16 protein-coding genes are annotated in these 20,732 nt (G+C 72.9%); 11 read left to right on the plus strand and 5 right to left on the minus strand.

The annotated features are described in order from the left end of the window. The first annotated feature begins 183 nt into the window (after window positions 1-183). The 4 genes from PT931_RS16735 to PT931_RS16750 all read left to right on the plus strand — a co-directional run bounded on the left by PT931_RS16735 (window position 184) and on the right by PT931_RS16750 (window position 5,041). Window positions 184-879: a helix-hairpin-helix domain-containing protein gene (locus PT931_RS16735; protein WP_456246862.1), complete on the plus strand. Its 696-nt coding sequence runs from the start codon at window positions 184-186 to the stop codon at window positions 877-879. Next, entirely contained in the window at window positions 876-3,485 is a 2,610-nt protein-coding gene (locus PT931_RS16740; RefSeq protein ID WP_456246658.1) for a ComEC/Rec2 family competence protein, read from the plus strand. Before PT931_RS16735 ends, PT931_RS16740 begins: the two co-directional genes overlap by 4 nt. A gap of 120 nt (window positions 3,486-3,605) precedes the next feature. Then, window positions 3,606-4,574 (plus strand): DNA polymerase III subunit delta, encoded by a 969-nt coding sequence (gene holA, locus PT931_RS16745; protein WP_456246659.1) that lies wholly within the window; start codon window positions 3,606-3,608, stop codon window positions 4,572-4,574. After that, window positions 4,571-5,041, plus strand: coding sequence for a hypothetical protein (locus PT931_RS16750; RefSeq protein ID WP_456246660.1), 471 nt, complete (start codon window positions 4,571-4,573; stop codon window positions 5,039-5,041). The genes holA and PT931_RS16750 overlap by 4 nt, the downstream gene beginning before the upstream one ends. Before the next feature lie 180 nt (window positions 5,042-5,221). Here PT931_RS16750 and PT931_RS16755 read toward each other — a convergent pair whose 3' ends face one another. Together PT931_RS16755 and PT931_RS16760 are read right to left on the minus strand one after the other, a co-directional pair. Next, window positions 5,222-5,845: a DUF305 domain-containing protein gene (locus PT931_RS16755; RefSeq protein ID WP_456246661.1), complete on the minus strand. Its 624-nt coding sequence runs from the start codon at window positions 5,843-5,845 to the stop codon at window positions 5,222-5,224. A 334-nt stretch (window positions 5,846-6,179) separates the two neighbouring features. Then, window positions 6,180-7,082 (minus strand): DUF3105 domain-containing protein, encoded by a 903-nt coding sequence (locus PT931_RS16760; protein ID WP_456246662.1) that lies wholly within the window; start codon window positions 7,080-7,082, stop codon window positions 6,180-6,182. A gap of 110 nt (window positions 7,083-7,192) precedes the next feature. Here PT931_RS16760 and argS point away from each other — a divergent pair, with 110 nt between their 5' ends. The 5 genes from argS to PT931_RS16785 all read left to right on the plus strand — a co-directional run bounded on the left by argS (window position 7,193) and on the right by PT931_RS16785 (window position 14,272). Beyond that, window positions 7,193-8,830, plus strand: a complete 1,638-nt coding sequence (argS, locus tag PT931_RS16765) for an arginine--tRNA ligase (RefSeq protein WP_456246663.1) — start codon at window positions 7,193-7,195, stop codon at window positions 8,828-8,830. 79 nt (window positions 8,831-8,909) lie between these two features. Beyond that, entirely contained in the window at window positions 8,910-10,295 is a 1,386-nt protein-coding gene (gene lysA, locus PT931_RS16770) for a diaminopimelate decarboxylase (RefSeq protein ID WP_456246664.1), read from the plus strand. Beyond that, window positions 10,292-11,611: a homoserine dehydrogenase gene (locus PT931_RS16775; protein WP_456246665.1), complete on the plus strand. Its 1,320-nt coding sequence runs from the start codon at window positions 10,292-10,294 to the stop codon at window positions 11,609-11,611. Before lysA ends, PT931_RS16775 begins: the two co-directional genes overlap by 4 nt. 98 nt (window positions 11,612-11,709) lie before the next feature. After that, the gene (gene thrC / locus PT931_RS16780) at window positions 11,710-12,765 is read left to right on the plus strand and encodes a threonine synthase (RefSeq protein WP_456246666.1); all 1,056 of its coding nucleotides are present in this window, start codon (window positions 11,710-11,712) and stop codon (window positions 12,763-12,765) included. A gap of 283 nt (window positions 12,766-13,048) precedes the next feature. Beyond that, window positions 13,049-14,272, plus strand: coding sequence for an MFS transporter (locus PT931_RS16785; RefSeq protein ID WP_456246667.1), 1,224 nt, complete (start codon window positions 13,049-13,051; stop codon window positions 14,270-14,272). 200 nt (window positions 14,273-14,472) lie between these two features. On the opposite strand, the gene PT931_RS16790 is transcribed toward PT931_RS16785, so the two are convergent. Continuing rightward, complete coding sequence (locus PT931_RS16790) at window positions 14,473-15,129, minus strand: hypothetical protein (protein WP_456246668.1); 657 nt, start codon at window positions 15,127-15,129, stop codon at window positions 14,473-14,475. A gap of 49 nt (window positions 15,130-15,178) precedes the next feature. Here PT931_RS16790 and thrB point away from each other — a divergent pair, with 49 nt between their 5' ends. After that, on the plus strand, window positions 15,179-16,051 hold the full coding sequence (gene thrB / locus PT931_RS16795; protein WP_456246669.1) for a homoserine kinase: 873 nt from the start codon (window positions 15,179-15,181) through the stop codon (window positions 16,049-16,051). Window positions 16,052-16,375: 324 nt separating this feature from the next. Next, window positions 16,376-18,496: a transcription termination factor Rho gene (gene rho, locus PT931_RS16800; protein ID WP_456246670.1), complete on the plus strand. Its 2,121-nt coding sequence runs from the start codon at window positions 16,376-16,378 to the stop codon at window positions 18,494-18,496. Window positions 18,497-18,593: 97 nt separating this feature from the next. Here rho and PT931_RS16805 read toward each other — a convergent pair whose 3' ends face one another. Both PT931_RS16805 and PT931_RS16810 read right to left on the minus strand, forming a co-directional pair. Further along, entirely contained in the window at window positions 18,594-19,511 is a 918-nt protein-coding gene (locus tag PT931_RS16805) for a phosphatase domain-containing protein (RefSeq protein ID WP_456246671.1), read from the minus strand. Continuing rightward, on the minus strand, window positions 19,508-20,587 hold the full coding sequence (locus PT931_RS16810) for an RNA ligase (RefSeq protein WP_456246672.1): 1,080 nt from the start codon (window positions 20,585-20,587) through the stop codon (window positions 19,508-19,510). The genes PT931_RS16805 and PT931_RS16810 overlap by 4 nt, the downstream gene beginning before the upstream one ends. Between the last annotated feature and the right edge of the window lie 145 nt (window positions 20,588-20,732).

Raw genomic sequence — 20,732 nt, forward strand, 5'->3', positions numbered from 1 at the left:
GTCAGCGCGCGCCGGTCGCCCGGGGAGCCGGGTGGGCCGGTGGTGACCGTGCACGCGCCGGCACTCGCCCGGTGGGCGCCGATGGATCCCGTGGCGGAGCAGGGCGGGTGGGGCGCGGCCGGTTCCGGTGACGGTTGGTCCCGCGCGGAGGGTTCGCGCGGCGCGGACCCTCGGCGGGACCGGATGGACGGCACCGTGGTTCCCGACCGTGCCGAGTCCGGGCGCCCTCGTGGTTCCCGCGAGGCCGAACGTCCGGCCGACTCGCCGGACGACGGGTTCGACCCGCTGGCGGGTACCCCTCTGCTGGAGCGGTTGAGGATCGATCCTGGGCGGCGGGGCGTGCGCGCGCTCGCCGCCGTGGTGCTCCTCGTCGCGGTCGGGGCCGCCGCCGTCGCGTACTGGAACCGGCCCGAACCCACCCACGTCGCCCCGGTCCGCGCGGCGGGCAGTCCGTCGCCGACGACCGGTGGCACCCTCGTCGTCGCCGTGACCGGGAAGGTGCGCCGGCCCGGCCTGGTCCGGGTGGCGGCGGGTTCCCGGGTCGCCGACGTCGTGGACGCGGCCGGCGGCGCGCTGCCCGACGTGGATCTCGGCGCGCTGAACCTGGCCCGCAAGGTCACCGACGGCGAACTGGTCGTGGTCGGCGGCCCGGCCCCGGTGGCGGCGGGCGTGCCGGGCGCACCGGCCGGCAAGGTCAACCTCAACACCGCCACGACCGCCGAGCTGGACGTACTGCCCGGGGTGGGCCCGGTGACCGCCCAACGCATCATCGAGTACCGGACCGCGCACGGCCCCTTCACCGACGTCTCCGGGCTCCGGCACGTGGACGGCATCGGCGACGCCCGGTTCGAACAGCTCAAGGACCTGGTGACGGTGTGACCGCCCCGGTGGACGGCTTCCCGGTCGGATCGGTCGGATCGGTCGGATCGGGTGGATCGGTCGGATCGGGTGGGCGGCACGATCTGCGGCTGGGCGGCGCGGCGCTCGGTACCTGGCTGATGTCCTGGGCGGCACTGAGCCTGTCCTGGTGGGTCAGCGCGCTCGCCGCGGTCGGGGCGCTGGTGGCCTGCGCGGGGCTGTGCCGGAGCCGTACGCGGGCCGCGACCGTTCTGATCGCCGTCCTGCTCGGCGTGGCCTGTGGCGGCCTGGCCACCGCCGGGCGCACGGTCACCCGGGACAGCCCGGCCGTCGAGAAGGTGATCCGGGGCCGGGTGCCCGTACCGGTGGAACTCGTCGTGTCCGACGACCCCCGGCTGATGCGGAGCGGCCGGGGCTATGTGCTCGCCGCTGACCTGGTCCACGTCGCGGGCTCCGGCGGCAGCCGCGCGTCGGCCTCGGGCGGGCCCGGCGACGACGGTCCTCCGGTACCCGTCGCAGTCGGTCTCCGGGAGGTGTCCGGCTCCGGAGTGGACGGTACCGGGCTCGTCCTGGACCCCACCGGTTCGGACGGACGGTCCCCTGCGTCGGGGTGGGACCGCGCCGGACCGGCGACCGTCGACGGCTCCGCGGATTCCGGTGCGGGCGACAGTGCCGGGGGCGCCGGTGTGCGCGACCGTGCCGGGGGCGCCGGGCTGTCCCTCGACGTGCGGGTCACGGTGCTCGCGAACGGCGACGGCTGGGCCGGGTTGCTGCCGGGCCAGCGGGTGCGGGCCGTGGCCAGGTTCGCGCAGCCCAGGGGCGGTGACCTGCGCGCGGCGACCCTCTCGGTGTCCGGGACGCCGGAGCTGGTCGGCACACCCCCGTGGTACCAGCGGGGCGCCGGCAGCCTGCGCGCCGGCCTGCAACGGGCCAGCCGGTCCGTCTCCGGGCCCGCCGGCGGCCTGCTCCCCGGCCTGGTCATCGGCGACACCAGCCGGCTCGATCCGGGGCTCGCCGAGGACTTCAGGACCACCGGGATGACGCACCTGGTTGCCGTGTCGGGGGCGAACTGCGCGATCGTGATCGGCTGCGTACTGTTCGTGGCCGCATGGTGCCGGGCCGGTCCGAGGACGACCGCGGTGCTCGGCGCGCTGGCCCTGATCGGCTTCGTCCTGCTCGCCCGGCCCTCGCCCAGCGTGCTGCGCGCCGCCGCGATGGGTACCGTCGGCCTGGTCGGGCTGGCCTCCGGGCGGCCCCGGGCGGCGGTGCCGGCGCTCGCCGCCGGCGTACTGGCCCTGGTCGTCCTCGACCCCGAGCTCGCCGGGGACATGGGCTTCGCCCTGTCGGTCACCGCCACCGCCGGGCTGCTGCTCCTCGCCCCCGTCTGGCGGGACGCGCTCCGGCGGCGCGGCGTCCCCAGAGGACTCGCCGAGGCGCTCGCGGTGCCCGCCGCCGCCCAGGTCGCCTGCGGGCCGCTGATCGCCGTGCTGTCCTCGTCGGTCAGCCTGGTCGCGGTCCCGGCGAACCTGTTCGCGGAACCCGCCGTCGCACCGGCCACCCTCCTGGGCGTCGCCGCCGCCCTGCTGTCCCCGGTCTGGGCGGACGGGGCCGCGTTCCTGGCCTGGCTCGCAGGCTGGGCCGCCCGGTGGCTGGTGCTCGTCGCCCGGACCGGCGCGGACGTGCCGGCGGGCGCGCTGCCGTGGCCGGGCGGCGCCACCGGAGGCCTGCTGCTCGGCGGGCTGACGCTGGCACTGCTGTGCGCCGGCCGGTACCGCCCGGTCCGCCGCGTCGTCGCCGTCGCCGTGCTCGGTATCGCGCTGGGGGCCGTACCCGTCCGGCTGCTCGCCCCCGGCTGGCCGCCGCCCGGATGGGTGTTCGTCGCGTGCGACGTCGGGCAGGGCGACGCGCTCGTCCTGCGGGCCGGGGACGGCGAGGCGGTCCTCGTCGACGCCGGACCCGACCCGAACCGGGTGGACGCGTGCCTGCGCCGGCTCGGGGTGCACACCGTGTCCCTGCTGGTCGTCAGCCACTTCCACGCGGACCACGTCGACGGCCTCCCCGGCGCCCTCTCCGGACGGCGGCTCCGCGCGGTCCTGGCACCCGAGTTCGCCGAGCCCGGTGCCGGGGCGCGGGTGGTGCACGACGCGGCAGGGCGCGCCGGGGCGGAGGTGAGCAGCCCGGCGGCAGGTGCGGAGTACCAGGTGGGGGACGTGCGCCTGCGGGTACTCGGCCCCACCCGCCGGCTGGTCGGCACCCGCAGCGACCCGAACGAGAACTCCCTCGTCGTCCTCGCGACCGTCGGCGGGGTCCGGATCCTGCTCGCCGGGGACGCCGAGACGGAGGAACAGCACGCGCTGGCCGGGCTGGACGTGCGCGCGGACGTGCTCAAGGTGGCGCACCACGGCAGCGCGTACCAGGACGGGGCCTTCCTGGCGGCTGTCGGGCCCGCCGTGGCGGTGGTGTCCGTGGGGGCCGGCAACGGGTACGGGCATCCGCATCAGGGGCTGCTCGACCGGCTGGGTGGCGGCGGGGCGCAGGTGTCGCGGACCGACCGGGACGGGGATGTGGCGGTGTCCACCGGGCGGGCGGGGCTGGCGGTGACCAGGCGCACGGGAGAGCCGCCGTGACGGGGCGGGGCCAGCGCGGGAGCCGAAGGGGGAGGGGGGAGGGGGGCGGGGGCGGGGGAGTCGGCTATCGGCACGCCCCGGTACTCGGCGGACCCGAGCCGTCCATGGGACGATGGCCGGGTGAGCACTGCGGCTAGCGGCACCCTCAGGCTGATCCTCGGCGATGAAGAGTTCCTGGCGTCCCGGGCGGTCTCCGCCACCGTGCGCGCCGCCCGGGAGGGCGAGCCGGACGCGGACATCCGGGAGTACGACGCCGGTGACCTCGCGCCGGGCGCGCTCGCCGAGGCGGTCAGCCCGTCCCTGTTCGGTGGCCGGCGGGTGCTGGTGCTCCGCAACGGCCAGGATGCCAAGAAGGACCTGATCGCGACCCTGCTCGCGTACGCGAAGAACCCCGATCCCGACGTGTGTCTGGTGGTTACCCACCTGGGCGGGGCCAAGGGCAAGGCGCTCGCGGACGGACTGAAGGCGGCCGGGGCGGAGATCGTGCCCGCCGCGAAGGTGACGAAGCCCCGGGAGCGGCTGGCGTTCGTGCGGGACGAGATCCGGCGGGCCGGCGGTTCGTGCCCGGAGGACGCGGCCGACGCGTTGCTGTCCGCCGTCGGCAACGACCTGCGGGAACTCGCCTCCGCGTGCTCGCAGCTCGTCGCGGACACCGGCGGCAAGATCACACTCGATGTCGTGCACCGCTACTACCGGGGCCGGGCGGAGGTCAGCGGCTTCACGGTCGCCGACGCCGCCGTGGTCGGGGACGCGCCCGGCGCCCTGGAGGCGCTGCGTTGGGCGCTCGCCGTCGGCGTCGACCCGGTGCCGATCGCGGACGCGCTCGCCGACGGGGTGCGGTCCGTGGCCCGGGTCGCGGGTGCCACCGGCAGCGGTTTCCAGCTGGCCAGTTCGCTGGGGATGCCGCCGTGGAAGGTCGAGCGCGCCCAGCGCCAGGCCCGGGGCTGGACCCCGGAGGGCCTGGTCGTGGCGATGCGCGCCGCCGCCCGGGTCAACTCGGACGTGAAGGGCGGGGCCGACGACCGGGTGTACGCGCTGGAGAGAGCCGTCCTCGCCGTCGCGCAGGCCCGCCGGGGCGGTGGCCGGTGACCCCACAGCCCCACCGTCCGCTGTACGCGCGGGTCCTCCGGCTCCGGCACGTCCACCCGGGCGGACTGATGTGCTTCCTGCTCCTGGAGGGCTCGGTCCTGCTGGCCGTCCTGTTGTCCATGGCCGAGCTGGTCAGCTGGTGGTCCGTCCTGGTCCTGCCGCTCGTCGTCGCGGTCATGGTCAAGGTCAACGACGTGGTGGCCGGCGCGAACCGGGGCCCGCAGCCCCCCGCCGCGGTCGGACTCGCCCGGGTCGACGGCGACCCGCAGCTCCAGGAGGCGCAGACCGTCCCGGGGTTGTCCGGTTCGGGGGAGGTGCCCGCCCAGTGGCGCGGCGACCGTTCGGCTCCCCGCCGGGGCGGCCCGACGGAACGGCCCCACGAGCCGGACAGCGCGCGCCCGGAACGGTCCCGCGAGCCGGAGAACGTCCGCGCGGCCCGTCGCTCCGACGCCCGCCGCTTCGACTGACCACACGTCACAGATCCGGTCAGCCCGCGCCGAGTCTGTCAGGCAGCCCCGACCGGTGAGCCGGTTGGCCGACCCCGACCGTCCGCCGCACGAGGACCCGGGCCACGCGCGGTACCCCGGGCGGGCCACCCCGGGCCCCGGCCTTCACAACCCGGCCCAGAAATCTCCGTAACCCTCGAATTACAAGGGTTTCGCACCCAGGGTCGTGAGGATGTCGCGCAGCGTCACGATCTCCTTCTGCTGCCCGGCCTTCATCGCGGTGGCCAGCCGGGTGACCTCCGGATTGTCGGTGGCCTTCAGGACCCCGTCGACCATGTGGATGCCGCCGAGGTGGTGCCGCAGCATCAGCTGGCACGCCAGGATGTCGAACGCGGTCCCGGTGGCCGCGCGGAGTTCGGCGAGCTCGGCGGGGGTGGCCATCCCGGGCATCAGGCCGTTGACGAGCAGGCCGGAGCCGTCGGGCATCCAGGCCATCCGGCGCTGGTCCCCGGTGGGCAGCAGGTCCCACTCGACGAGCCAGGCGTTCATGGTGCCGATCTGGGCTTCCTGGGTGAGCGCCACGTCGTAGCCGAGGTTCTTCAGGTCGGGGGACTGCGCGCGGTCGTAGGCGAGCATCGCGATCTCGACGGCCTGGGCGTGGTGGCTGGACATGTCGCGGGCGAAGCCGGCCTCGGCAGAGTTCTCGCCGGGTTTGCCGGGCCAGAACTGGGCGAGCGCGAAGCCGGTGGCCAGCGCGAGGACGGCCGCCAGGACGACCAGGGGCCAGCGGCGGGCCTGCGGGGGCGGCGCGGTCACGTCACTCATGTCTCCACCTTAGGTTCCTGTTCGACGGCCACCGCGCCCGAGTCGGGCGGCGGGGACGACGAGTGACATTCCGGGGTACGGCCGATGTCCGGACCCGAACCCGCGCGCCGCCGGAGCGGCAAAGACGCGCCGCCGGAGCGGCACAGAGCCGCCGAAGCGGCAACCGAGCCACCGAAGCGGCACAACAGCTGCCTGAGCGGCACAGAGCCGCCGAAGCGGCAACCGAGCCACCGAAGCGGCACAACAGCTGCCTGAGCGGCACAGGACCACACCTGCCCGACACAAGGTCCGGCCGCCGCCCCTGATTCCAGGAACGGCGGCCGGCAGGAACTACCTACGGAGTGGTGGAAGCCGGCGGCGTGGCCGACGGAGCCGCGCTCGGCACCGGCTCCGGAGCCTGCCCGCCCTGCGGCGTGGTCCCGGTCGCCGTGACCCCACCGGAGCACACGGCCCCGGGCTCGACGGTGGCGTTCTTCCGCAGCGCCTTGATGAACTCGTCCACCCGCTCGTCGGAGGCGGAGTTCACCTTGAGCTGCCAGCCCCAGGCCTGCAACGAGATGGGGCTGCCCTGGTTCGGGAAGGGGCTGAGCATCATGTACTCGTTCCCCTCGACCTTCGACTCGAGCTTCTTGACGTCATCCTTCGACAGGACGGCCGGGTCGTAGGTGACCCAGACGGCGCCGTGCTCGAGGCTGTGGGTGGCGTGCTCGCTGGCGATCTGCTGGGGGTAGATGTCGCCCATGCAGTTCTGCCACGCGCCGTTGTGGTTGCCGCCGACGGACGGGGTGGCGAAGTACTTCACGGTGCCCTGGACGTGGTTGCCGTTGCCGGCCTCCAGCTCCTTGCCGTTGGTCTTCTTCCAGTCGACGATCCCGGAGATGGCCTCGGCCTTCTCCTCCCAGGTCTTGGAGCCCTGGATGGCCTGCACGGTGCCGTACCCGATGATGCCGACGACGATGAGGCCCACGATGGTGAACATCGCGATGCTGCCCCAGTTCTTCTGCTGGTTGACCTTCACCGGGGCGAACGACTTGCCCTTCGCGCCCTTCGTCCCCTTGCCGGCGGCTTTGGCCGGTGGGCGCTGGGCGCCCTTCTTGGGAGCTCCGGCCGACCGCTTGGGCGCCGCCGCGGCCTTCGGGGCGTCGCCAGCGGGCTTCTTGCCCGGCTCGCCCGTGCTCTTGGCGGGTAACTTGTCGCCGGGCTTGCGCGGCTCGCCGGACGGGGTGGTGATGCTCATCGAGTTCCTCGTCAGGGTGTCGAAGGGGTGGTCGTCGGCTTTCCCAGCAGGTGGTACCGCCGGACAGGTCGCCGTCGAAGGTCGAAGCTTACCCCCCGTATCATGTTCGGGTGACTCCCGCAAAGCTAGCCGAAGCTGTCCTGACCGCCGCCCACGCCGTTTTCGCCGCCCGTGGGCTCGACGCGTCGTTGCTGCCGACGACGGCCACGGTGGAGCGACCGAGGAGTCCTGAGCACGGGGATTACGCCTCGAATCTGGCGATGCAGGTGGCGAAGAAGGCCGGGGTGAACCCGCGCGACCTGGCGGCCGACCTTGTTAACGAATTGGTAAAGGTCGACGGCGTCGCGGGTGCGGAGATCGCCGGCCCGGGGTTCATCAACATCCGGGTGGACGCGGCGGCGGTGGGCGAGCTGGCCCGGACGATCGTGACGGCCGGCGCGGAGTACGGCACCAGTTCGACGCTGAAGGGCCAGAACATCAACCTGGAGTTCGTCTCGGCGAACCCGACGGGCCCGGTGCACATCGGCGCGGTCCGGTGGGCGGCCGTGGGCGACGCGCTGTCGAGGCTGCTGCGGGCCGCCGGCGCGGGCGTGACGAACGAGTACTACTTCAACGACGCCGGTTCCCAGATCGACCGGTTCGCCCGGTCCCTGCTGGCCGCCGCGAACGGCGAGGCCGCCCCGGAGGACGGGTACGTCGGGGAGTACATCACCGACATCGCTACCACGATCCGGGCGCAGCACCCCGACGCGAACGACGTGGAGACGTTCCGCACCCACGGCGTCGAGTTGATGTTCACCGAGATCAAGCAGTCCCTGGCGGACTTCGGAGTGCACTTCGACGTGTACTTCAACGAGAAGGACCTCCACAACAAGGGCGAACTGGACGCGGCCCTCAAGCGGCTCTCCGACCAGGGCAACACGTTCGAACGGGACGGCGCGGTCTGGGTCCGCACGAGCGACTACGGCGACGACAAGGACCGGGTGATCCGCAAGTCCGACGGCGACTGGACGTACTTCGCCGCCGACTGCGCCTACTACCTCGACAAGCGCGAGCGGGGCTTCTCCAAGGTCGTGATCATGCTCGGCGCCGACCACCACGGGTACGTGGGCCGGCTCCGCGCCATGGTGTCCTGCTTCGGCGACAACCCGGACGAGACCCTCGAGGTCATGATCGGCCAGATGGTGAACCTGGTCCGGGACGGCCAGCCGGTCCGGATGTCCAAGCGGGCGGGCACGATCGTGCTGCTGGCGGACCTGGTGGAGGCGCTGGGCGTGGACGCGTCGCGCTACGCCCTGGCCCGCTACTCCAGCGACTCGAACATCGACCTGGACATCGACCTGTGGACGAGCGCGAGCCGGGAGAACCCGGTGTACCGGGTGCAGTACGTCGCGGCCCGGACCGCCAGCGTGGCCCGCAACGCCGCCGACCTGGGCCTGGACCGGGGCGAGCTGGACCCGGGGCTGCTGAGCCACGAGAAGGAGCACGAGCTGCTCAAGGCGCTGGGCGACTACCCGGAGACGGTCGCCCGGGCCGCCGCGCACCGTTCCCCGCACCTGCTCTCGCACTACCTGGAGGAGCTGGCCGGCACGTACCACCGGTTCTACGACCTGTGCCGGGTGCTGCCCATGGGCGACGAGCCGGCCACGGACACGAACCGGGCCAGGCTCTGGCTGAACGACGCCACCCGTACCGTCATCGCCAACGGCCTCGGCCTGCTGGGCGTGACCGCACCCGAGCGGATGTAGGCATGAGCGAGCGACAGCGAGCGCGGAGACTCAGCTTCCAGGGAATTCGTGCGGCCGGCGAGCGCAGCGAGGTGGCCGCATGAGTTCCCACGAGGCCGGCGCCCTGCACGCCGAGGCGGGCCACCACGGCCCCGAGTGGCTGCGCCCCCCATCGGACGTCAACGCCCTGATGCCCAAGCTGTGGTCGTCCACGGTGTTCCGCACCGACGAGGGCTCCCTGAGCTTCGGCGGCGTGGACGTCCGCAAGCTGGCGGCCGAGCACGGCACCCCGGCGTACCTGTTCGACGAGGACGACTTCCGGGCCCGCTGCCGGGCGTTCAGGGACGCGTTCGCCGGCGCGGAGGTCTACTACGCCGGCAAGGCCTTCTGCTCCAAGGCCGTGATCCGGATCGTCGCCGAGGAGGGTCTGTCCCTGGACACCTGCTCGGGCGGCGAGCTGGCCGTGGCCCTGGCCGCAGGCATGCCCCCGGAGCGGATCGCGCTGCACGGCAACAACAAGTCGGTCGCCGAGCTGACCCGGGCCGTCGAGGCGGGGGTGGGCCGGATCGTGGTCGACTCGTTCGCCGAGATCGACCGGCTCAAGGCCATCGCGCGCAGCCACGGGGTCCGGCCCCGGGTCATGGTGCGCGTGACTGTGGGTGTCGAGGCGCACACGCACGAGTACATCTCGACGGCGCACGAGGACCAGAAGTTCGGCTTCTCGCTGTCCGGCGGTGCCGCCCGGCAGGCCGTCGACCAGATCCTCGCCGACGACGTGCTGGAGCTGCGCGGGCTGCACTCGCACATCGGCTCGCAGATCTTCGACACGTCCGGCTTCGAGGTCTCCGCGCGCCGGCTGCTGGGCTTCCAGAGCGAGATCTTCGAGGGGTACGGGCGGGAGCTGCCCGAACTCGACCTCGGCGGCGGCTACGGCATCGCGTACACCTCCCAGGACGACCCGCTGGCCCCGGCCGACCTGGCCCGCAACCTCCGCAAGATCGTGGACCACGAGTGCGCCGGGTACGGCCTGACGGTCCCGCACCTGTCCGTCGAGCCGGGCCGCGCCCTGATCGGCTCCTCGATGTGCACCCTCTACGAGGTCGGCACGACGAAGGACGTGGACGGCATCCGCACGTACGTGTCGGTCGACGGCGGGATGAGCGACAACATCCGCCCGGCCCTGTACGACGCCGCCTACAGCGCCACCCTGGCGTCGCGTGCGTCACAGTCCCCGCCGATGCTCGCCCGAGTGGTGGGAAAGCACTGCGAGTCGGGGGACATCGTGGTGAAGGATGAATTCCTGCCCGGTGACATCGGTCCCGGAGATCTTCTCGCCGTACCCGGCACCGGGGCATACTGCCGGAGCATGGCGAGTAACTACAACCACGCGGTCCGCCCGCCCGTGGTCGCCGTACGTGACGGGGCCTCCCGCGTGATCGTGCGCCGGGAGACCGAGGATGACCTACTGCGGTTGGACGTGGGATGAGCGAGCGTACCGAGATCAACAGTGTCCGGGCGGGCAAACCGCTGCGGATCGCCCTGCTGGGCTGCGGCGTCGTGGGCGCCGAGGTCGTCCGGCTGCTGCACGAGCAGGCTGACGACCTGACGGCCCGGATCGGCGCGCCCCTGGAGATCGTCGGCATCGCCGTGCGCCGTCCCTCGCGGGACCGGGGCGGCCTGCCGGTCCCGGACCACATCTACACCACGGACCCGCTGGGCCTGGTCAAGCGCGACGACGTGGACATCGTCATCGAGGTCGTCGGCGGCATCGAGCCGGCCCGGACCTGGCTGGTCGAGGCGCTGCGCTCCGGCAAGAGCGTCGTGACCGCCAACAAGGCGCTGCTGGCCGAGGACGGCGCGACCCTGCACGCCGCGGCGGCCGACGGCGGCGCGGACCTCTACTACGAGGCGGCCGTCGCCGGGGCCATCCCGCTGCTCCGCCCGCTCCGCGAGTCCCTGCACGGGGACCGGATCACCCGGGTCACCGGCATCGTGAACGGCACGACCAACTTCATCCTGTCCAAGATGTGTACCACCGGCGCCGGCTTCGGCGAGGCGCTGGACGAGGCGACCGCGCTCGGCTACGCGGAGGCCGACCCGACCGCCGACGTGGAGGGCTTCGACGCCGCCGCGAAGGCCGCGATCCTGGCCAGCCTCGCGTTCCACACCCGGGTGACCGCCGCCGACGTGTACCGCGAGGGCATCACCGAGGTCACCGCCGCCGACGTGGCCAGCGCGGCCGCGATGGGCTGCGTCGTGAAGCTGCTGTGCATCGCCGACCGGACCGCCGACGGCGGCGTGACCGCCCGCGTGCACCCCGCGATGATCCCGACCAGCCACCCGCTCGCGAGCGTCGGCGACGCGTTCAACGCCGTGTTCGTCGAGGCGGAGGCCGCCGGACAGCTCATGTTCTACGGCCGGGGAGCCGGTGGCGCGCCCACGGCGTCCGCGGTGCTCGGCGACGTGGTGGCCGTCGCGCGCAACCGGATCTCAGGCACTGTGGCACGCGGCGAATCCAGCTACGCTGACCTGCGGGTACAGCCGATGGGGGAGGTCGTCACCCGGTACCACATCAGTCTCGACGTGGCCGACAAGGCCGGCGTCCTGGCGGCCGTCGCGGGGGTGTTCGCCCAGCACTCGGTGAGCATCTCGACGGTCAAGCAGTCCGGACGCGGCAACGACGCCGTGCTCGTGGTCGTGACGCACGCGGCGACCGACGCGGCCCTGGCCGCGACCGTCGCGGAGCTGCGGAGCATGGACATGGTCCGCGAGGTCGCCAGCGTGATGCGGGTCGAGAGCTAGACGGAAACACGGCCAGGACCGGCACCTCCGCCGGAGACCGACGACGAAGGGGTCGCTCGACGGCCTGGCCGAGAACTGAAGAACAGAAGGAGCACAGCATGGCTGCGTGGCGTGGACTGATCGAAGAGTTCCGGGACCGGCTGCCGGTCACGGCCGCCACGCCCGTGATCACGCTGCACGAGGGCGGCACGCCGCTGGTGGCCGCCCCGGGCCTGTCCGAGCGCACGGGCTGCGAGGTGTTCCTCAAGGTCGAGGGGGCCAACCCGACCGGTTCCTTCAAGGACCGGGGCATGACGATGGCCGTGTCCAAGGCCGTCGAGTCCGGCGCGAAGGCGATCATCTGCGCCTCGACGGGCAACACGTCGGCGTCCGCTGCCGCCTATGCCGCCCGGGCCGGCATCACCTGCGCCGTTCTCGTCCCCCAGGGCAAGATCGCGCTCGGCAAGCTGGCCCAGGCATTGGTGCACGGCGCGCGCCTGCTCCAGGTGGACGGCAACTTCGACGACTGCCTCGCGCTGGCGTCGAAGCTGTCCCTGGACTACCCGGTCGCCCTGGTCAACTCGGTGAACCCGGACCGCCTCCAGGGCCAGAAGACGGCCGCGTTCGAGATCGTCGACGCGCTCGGCGACGCCCCCGACTACCACTGCCTGCCGGTCGGCAACGCGGGCAACATCAGCGCGTACTGGATGGGCTACTGCGAGGACTTCGAGGCCGGCAACAGCACCCGCCGGCCGAAGATGATCGGGATCCAGGCGGCCGGCGCGGACCCGATCGTGCGCGGCGAGGTCGTGGCGCACCCGTCGACCATCGCGACCGCGATCCGGATCGGCAACCCGGCCTCGTGGACGAAGGCGCTCGACGCCCGGGACGCCTCCGGTGGCCTGATCCGTTCGGTGACGGACCGCGACATCCTGGCGGCGTACAAGCTGCTGGCCCGCACCGAGGGCGTGTTCGTGGAGCTGGGCAGCGCGGCGAGCGTCGCGGGCCTCCTGGCCAGCGCGGCCGAGGGCCTGTTCCCGCGCGGCTCGCGGATCGTCTGCACGGTGACCGGCCACGGCCTGAAGGACCCCGACTGGGCGGTCGCCTCGGCCCCGGCCCCGATCACCATCCCGGTCGACGCACCGCGCGCGGCCCACGAGCTCGGCCTGGCGTAGCCCCTTTCCGGGAGGTCCCCACGGACCTCCCGGAAACCCTTCATCTGGTTACGAGCCCCCGCGCCCCATCCGCGCTCCCCGCGTTGCCCCCCGGCCCCGTGTCCCGTCCGCGCTCCGCGCGTTGCCCCCCGACTGCGTGTCCCGTCCGCGCTCCCCGCGTCGCCCACCAGCCCACGACTCCACACCACCGCGCCCCCACGCCTCCCGCGCCCCGGAGTACCACCCGTCACGCCCCGGGATCCACCACATCCGCACACGTACCCCCATGCGCTAGGGTCGTAACGTGTCCGCCCCCCTCAAGCTCCTTACCCGCAACGCCGACTTCCGGAGAATGCTCGGCGCCGAACTCATCATGTTCGGCGGCGACTGGTTCGTGATGGTCCCGCTGCTGGTCCTGTTGCAGCAGCTCACGGGCTCGGGGGTCTGGGGCGGCCTGATGCTCGCCGTGGACACGGGCTGCATGGCGCTGCTGCTGCCGTACACGGGCACGCTCGCCGACCGGCTCGACCGCAAGAAGATCGTGCTGTGGGCCAACGCGGTCAGCATCCTGGCGGTGCTCCTCCTGCTCCTGGTGCGCAGCCCGGGCATGGCCTGGCTGGCGCTGGTCGCGATGGGCTCGATGGCCGTGGCGAAGGCGTTCTACTCCCCGGCCGCCCAGGCCGCGCTGCCGAATCTGCTCGACGAGAAGGACCTGCCGGCCGCGAGCGTGCTCACCGGCAGCGCCTGGGGCACGATGGCCGTGCTCGGCGCGTCCCTGGGCGGGATGTCCAGCGCCGCCTTCGGCCCGTACTGGTCCTTCGTCGGCGGCGCGCTCTGCCTGGTGGTCGCGATCGTCCTGCAACTGCGGGTGCGCCGCCCGTTCCAGGCGGTCCGGACGACCGTCGCGGTCTCGGCGTGGGCGGCGCTGCGCGAGTCCATGGGGTACCTGCGGGTCAGGCCCCGGGTCCGCGCCCTGATCACCGTCAAGTGCGCCGTGGGCGTGGGCAACGGCGTGCTCGCCGTGTTCCCGATCCTCGCGGCCACCGTGTTCCACGTCGGACCGCTCGGGCTGGGCGCGCTGTTCGCCGCGCGGGGCCTGGGCGCCCTGTTCGGGCCGGTGCTGCTGCGGGGCGTCGTACTGCGCCGGCAGAACTGGCTGCTGCCCGGCCTGGCGGTGTCGATGGCGACGTACGGCGTCGCGTACCTGATGGTGGGTCTGACGCCCTGGTTCTGGCTGGCCCTGATCCTGGTGGCCGTCGCGCACATGGCCGGCGGCGGGAACTGGGCGATGTCCAGCCTGGCCCTGCAACGCGAGGTGCCCGACGGGCTGCGCGGCCGGGTGTTCAGCGCCGACGTCATGATCGCGTTCCTGGCGGTGTCGCTGAGCCAGGGCACGGCGGGCGTACTGTCCGACCACGTGCCCGCGCGGGTGATCGTGGCCGTCGGCGGCGCCCTGACACTGACCTACGCGATCTGCTGGTACGTCGCGACTGCGAAACTCCGTCGCGCCCAACCCGTCCCGGCCTGACCGCCCCGAGGCCGCCCACCGGTCACGGCCGCTCCGACCGGTCGCCGATCTCCGGTGCTGACCGGTCACCGCCTGCGGACTCCGACCGGTCACCGCCCCCGTCCGCTGCCGGACCGCGCCTCCCCGCCGGTCCGGCGGATGCCCGTCGATCCGGAACGCTCCGACCGGCCCGCCAGGCTCACCGGCCCGCCAACCGCCCCCTACTGCGGCGGATGCGGCTGCTGGTAGGGCGGCCCGGACTGCGGCTGCTGCGGGTACGGCGGACCCGACTGCGGGGCCACGCCGGGCTGGTAACCCGGCCCGCCCTGCTGCGGCGCCCCGGGGTCGTAGCCACCGGGGGCGGCGGGACCCCAGCCACCCTGCGGGCTCCACCCCTGCTCCTGCTGCGGCGCCCAGCCACCCGGGGAAGTCTGGCCGGGAACCTGCTGGGCCGGCGGGTTCCAGCCGCCGCCGTGGTCCGGCGGCTGCGGGCTCCACCCGCCGGGACCCTGCTGCGAGGGCCCCCATTCGGTCGGCCGCGGCGTGCCCGGCGTGCGGGGGAGCAGCGCCGCGGCCAGCAGCAGCGCGATTCCCAGCATGTGCAGCAGGCCGCCGATCGCGGTGACCGCGATGAAGCCTTCGCCCGAGTAGGAAATGGCCTGGTAGCCGAACGTGTAGACCAGTTGACCGATGAGCAGCGCCGCGCACGCGGCGAGGGCCAGCACCGAGGCCCGGCCGTTGCGCCTGAGGGTGACGCCCGCGAAGATGAGCCCGCCGATCAGCATCAACGCGGTCAGCGCGGCGAAGGCGTAACTCACGAGCTGGTAGTTGTGCACGTCCACGTAGCCCCTTATGCCGGTGGTCCGGATGGCGGACATACTGCCACACCCGTGCGACATTCCCGGGTGCCCTTTGTAGGCTGCCGGGATGGTCACCATCCACGCGCCCGCCACCAGCGCGAACCTCGGTCCGGGCTTCGACGCGCTGGGCCTCGCGCTCGACCTGTACGACGACGTGACCGCGACCGTCACGTCCGCGCCCGGCGTCACGGTCGAGGTCACCGGCGAGGGCGCGGACCAGGTGCCCACCGACGAGTCGCACCTGATCATCCGGTCCATGTACGCCACGTTCGACGACCTCGGCCACCCCCGCCCCGCCGGCCTGGCCCTGACCTGCGTGAACCGGATCCCGCACGCCCGCGGCCTGGGGTCCAGTTCGGCCGCGATCGTCGCCGGGGTGCTCGCGGCCCGGGCCCTGGCGGGCGCGCCGGACGACCGGGCGGAGGCGTTGCGGCTCGCCGACCAGCTGGAGGGGCACCCCGACAACGTCGCGCCGTGCCTGCTGGGCGGGTTCACGATCGCCTGGACGGGGGCCGAGGGGGCCCGGGCGGTGTCCGTGGCACCGCATCCGGCGGTACATCCGGTGATCTTCGTTCCGCAGGACCGCGGGCTGACGAAGGAGGCGCGCGCGGCGTTGCCGGCGACCGTGCCGCACGTCGACGCGTCGTTCAACGCGGGCCGCTCGGCGCTCCTCGTGCACGCGCTCACCCACGCGCCGGAACTGCTGTTCGCGGCGACCGAGGACCGCCTGCACCAGGGCTACCGGGCGGCCGGCGCGCCGGCCACGGCCGAACTGGTGGCTGACCTGCGGTCGAGGGGAGTGCCGGCGGTGGTGAGCGGGGCCGGACCGAGCGTGCTAGCGTTTGTCCCCGACAACAGTGTTATACCGGATATAACCGGTCATAACTTCGCTTCCTGGCCCCTTCGAGTTGACACGACCGGGGCTCGGATATCTCATTAGCGACACGCGGGGGGTGACCCTGTTGCCGCAGCTAGGCAACGTTGACTACGCTTAAGCGAGAACAGTCGCCCGAAGCGCGCGATCAGGCGGGGCTTGTGCCCCGTTCTTCCGTGGATAAAGTCATCTCGATGCACATCGCTATGACACCCCCACACACCCCGAACGGATCGCGGGTCCGACGGCAAGCGCCGCCAGTCACCATTCGGCCGCGTCTTCTGGCTGTTCTAGACCCGCGAGCATCTTGACGCGGGGTTTCACGGGCCGTTCGGTGTCACCGTCAGATCTTCGTGGCGAACACCCGGGCCAATCGATGGAAGGAAACCATTGAGCGACATCACCGACCAGAAGTCGGATGTCACCGACACCGCAGCGCCGGCCGACAAGCCGGAGACCGCTGGCACCTCTCGGCGTCGGCGTACGGGCACCGGCCTGCAGGCCATGCTCCTGCCGGAGCTGCAGACCATGGCCTCGTCGCTCGGCATTTCGGGGACGGCGCGCATGCGTAAGGGCGAGTTGATCGCAGCCATTCAGACCAACCAGGGTGTGCCGGTCACGGGCACCGCTGGAACGACCAGCGAGGCGCCCGCGACGACGCGGCGCAGCGCCCCGGAGAAGCCGGCCGCTGCCGCTGCGGAGCAGCCCAGCCTGCCCGGCACCGAACAGGGGGACGACTCCCGCTCCGAGCCGCGCGCCCGCCGGGCCACCCGCCCGGCCGGCCCGCCGCAGCCCCGTGGCGGCCGTGCCGCCGCCGAGGCCCCCGCGGACGAGCCCGCCGGCCGGACCGAGACGCCCGCGCGCACCGAGCGCGCCGACGCCGAGCGGCCCGCCACCGAGCGCGCCAGCGCGGAGCGGACCAACGCCGAGCCCGCCACCCGGAGCACCCGCACCGACGAGGCCCGCAACGAGCGCCGTCCGGCGCGCGGAGAGCGTGCCCAGGACTCGCAGGGTCGCAACGAGCGGACCACGGAGCGCGGCGAGCGCACGGAGCGCGGCGAGCGGACCGAGCGGACCGAGGAGCAGGGCAACCGCGAGCGCGGCGAGCGCCGCGAGCGTGGCGCCGGCCGGGCCGACGAGGCCGACCGTGGCCAGCGGAACAACCAGCGCTCCGAGCGTCCGGCCCGCGACGCGGACCAGGCCAACAACCGTGGCCAGGCCCGCAACGAGGACCGGGGTCCGGACCGGGACGACGACGGGGACGACGACGGCGACCGTCGGGGTCGGCGCAGCCGGTTCCGCGACCGTCGGGGCCGTCGCAACGACCGTGGCGAGGGCGGCGGCAACGAGCGCGAGCCGCAGCAGCAGTTCAACGAGGACGACGTGCTCGTCCCGGTGGCCGGCATCGTCGACGTGCTCGACAGCTACGCGTTCATCCGCACGACCGGCTACCTGTCCGGCCCGAACGACGTCTACGTCTCGATGTCGCAGGTCCGCAAGTACGGGCTGCGGCGCGGCGACGCGGTCACCGGTGCCGTCCGGCAGGCGAAGGACGGCGAGCAGCGGCGGGACAAGTACAACCCGCTGGCCCGGCTCGACACGGTCAACGGCATGGAGCCGGACGCGGCGCGCAACCGCCCCGAGTTCTACAAGCTGACCCCGCTGTACCCGCAGGAGCGTCTGCGGCTCGAGACCGACCAGAACGTGCTCACCACCCGGGTCATCGACCTGGTGATGCCGATCGGCAAGGGCCAGCGTGCCCTGATCGTGTCGCCGCCGAAGGCCGGTAAGACGCTGGTGATGCAGGCCGTGGCCAACGCGATCACCACGAACAACCCGGAATGCCACCTCATGGTCGTCCTCGTGGACGAGCGGCCCGAAGAGGTCACCGACATGCAGCGTTCGGTGAAGGGTGAGGTCATCGCCTCCACCTTCGACCGGCCGCCGTCGGACCACACCACGGTCGCCGAGCTCGCGATCGAGCGGGCCAAGCGGCTCGTGGAGCTCGGGCACGACGTCGTCGTCCTGCTGGACTCGATCACCCGCCTCGGCCGCGCGTACAACAACGCGTCGCCGGCCAGCGGTCGGATCCTGTCCGGTGGTATCGACTCGACCGCGCTGTACCCGCCGAAGCGGTTCCTCGGCGCGGCCCGCAACGTCGAGAACGGCGGCTCGCTGACCATCCTCGCCACGGCGCTCGTGGAGACTGGCTCGACCGGTGACACGGTCATCTTCGAGGAGTTCAAGGGCACCGGCAACGCCGAGCTCAAGCTCGACCGCAAGCTCGCCGACAAGCGGGTCTTCCCGGCCGTCGACGTGATCGCGTCGAGCACCCGGCGCGAGGAGATCCTCATGTCGGGCGAGGAGATGGCGATCGTCCACAAGCTCCGCAAGGTGCTGCACGGGCTCGACCAGCAGCAGGCTCTGGAGCTGCTGCTGGACCGGCTCAAGAAGACGAGCACGAACGTCGAGTTCCTGATGCAGATCGCGAAGTCGACGCCCGGGGAGTAGTCCCCGACCTGACTGTGGCCCGCCGGTTCTCCGGCGGGCCACAGTCGTTCCCAGATCAAACCCCTCAGCGGGGTACGCGGGGGCGCGCGGACCGGGCCTAGAAGTTGCCGTCGGCCACCTGCATCACGGTGAGCCCGAGCGACCTCCACATCCGGACGACCTGCATTCGATCGTCGAACACGCAGGCCACCTGGTACTTCTCCCGGATCTCGCGGTTGAAGATCTCCTTCTTCACGATGGAGTCCTTCCGCTGGTCCCCGGCCGGCCGCATGAACAGCCCCACGTACGGCAGCCCGACATACTTGTCCAGCCACGCCTCCGTCTCCGCCCGGCACGCCTCGTCGCGCCCGGAGCAGTAGACGACCTGGTGGCCGGCGGCGTACATGGCCCGCACGGCGCTGATCACGGGCCCGTTGGGCTGGTCGATGCCGACCCGGGCCCAGTCGTACGGGCTGCGGTCGCCCATCAGCGCCACCGTCCCGTCGATGTCGACGAGGATGACGTCGGCCCCGCCGACCGGCGCGGTGTAGGGCCGCTCCGGGTCCGTCGGGGCGGTGGCCAGCTCCGGCAGGGGCAGCGGCAGCTTCTTGCCGGCGAGGTAGCGCTCGTACATGCTCCGGATCACGTACTCGCCGACCTGCTCGGCCTTGTCCCGCCCGGCGTCGCGCCGCACGCACTCGGCGACGTCCACGTCGGTGAAGTCGCGGACCACGAACCCGGCCCCGCACGAGGCGGCCAGCTCGGCGAACTCGCGCACCACCCGGGCCCGCAGGTTCGTGTCGTCGCAGATCACGCTGGTACCGGCGCGCAGCAGCCCCTCGACGGCGGCCTTCTGCGCGACGGTGACCTGCTTCTCCGCCCACCCGGTACCGAGGTGCGAGCCGTGCAGCATCCGCCGCAGGTCGTCCCGGTTGACCCGGACCCCGGCCCGGACCCCCTCCTCGGACCGGGCCCAGGTGGACTTCCCGGAGGCTGGAAGCCCGCGCGTCACAGTGAGCGTCACCCGCTCGGTCATGCGTTCTCCTCATCGAATACTCGACCCGTGGGGGTCCAGTCTGCCGCCGGCTTGGCCGTCTGCCACAGGAATGGTCGGTAGTCGCGCCCGTCGAGCCGGCTGAACAGGCAGCCCCGGTCGGGGTGCGTGCCCGCGACCAGCGCGAAGTCCTTCCGGGTCCAGCCGTCGGGCAGCCCCGCGACGATCCCGTCGTAGACCTCCTCGACCCGGGCGACCTCCGCCTCGACCTGCGCGGTCAGCTCCGCCGACACGGCCCGCGCCCAGTCGTGGAACTCGTCGGGCAGCCGCTCGACCAGTTCGGCGAACGCGTCGGCCACCAGCGCCTCCCACACCACCCGGGCGTTGAGGCCGGTGACGACGCGGTGCAGGGCCACGTACTCCTCATATTTGATCTTGATTCGGCGCTCCGAGCCCGTGAACCGCACGACCAGCCCCTCGCGGCCCGCCCGGGGCTCGGCGGCCAGCGCCGCGCCCAGCGTCGGGTAGCCGAACGACTCGACCCGGGGGCCCGGCCACGCCAGGTCGTCGGGGGACAGCGACAGGCCGGTCGCGGTGGAGACCGCGCCGAGCAGGATCAGGTCGTCGAGGCCGGCGTAGTCCACCACGATCCGGTTCGCCGGGTACACGATCTCGAACAGCAGCGTCAGCCCCGCCGGCGGCGTGTAGTCCGCGTAGCGCTCCCGCCACAGCGCGGTGGCGTGCAGGGCCTGGTCGCTGGCGAACGAGCCCCGGGTGGCGATCTGGTGGCCGTCCCCGGCCGGGTACAGCACGCCGAGGGACCCGTCGGCCTTGTCGGTGACGGACACCGGCGCGGACAGGTCGAGCGGCCCCACCTGGGCCTGGCCGTAGGTGAAGAACTTCGGGAACGGCCGGGCCAGCACCTCGCCGGTGCCGGTGTGGCTGATCAGGCCCCGGCAGGCGAGGGTCGCGGCGTTCCACGCGCTCTCGTACTGGGCCTTCTCGCTGTAGTTGTGGATGGTCAGCGGCAGGGTCGGGTGCGGGCGGACCCGGATGTACCCCTCGGCGACCATGGTCGCGAGCAGCACCGGGTCCACCACCTCGTCGAGGTGGATCATGGGAAGTCCTTAGGGAGGGGTGATTCCGGTCACCGGAGTGCGGTGCCGAGGAGAGAGCCAGAAAGGGGCGAAACGCCTAGAAGCGTTTCGAACACTGCCTTCTTTGTCGCGGGAACGCCCCGCACCGCCGGCTACTCATGGTCGC

The organism is Longispora urticae (assembly GCF_053902585.1).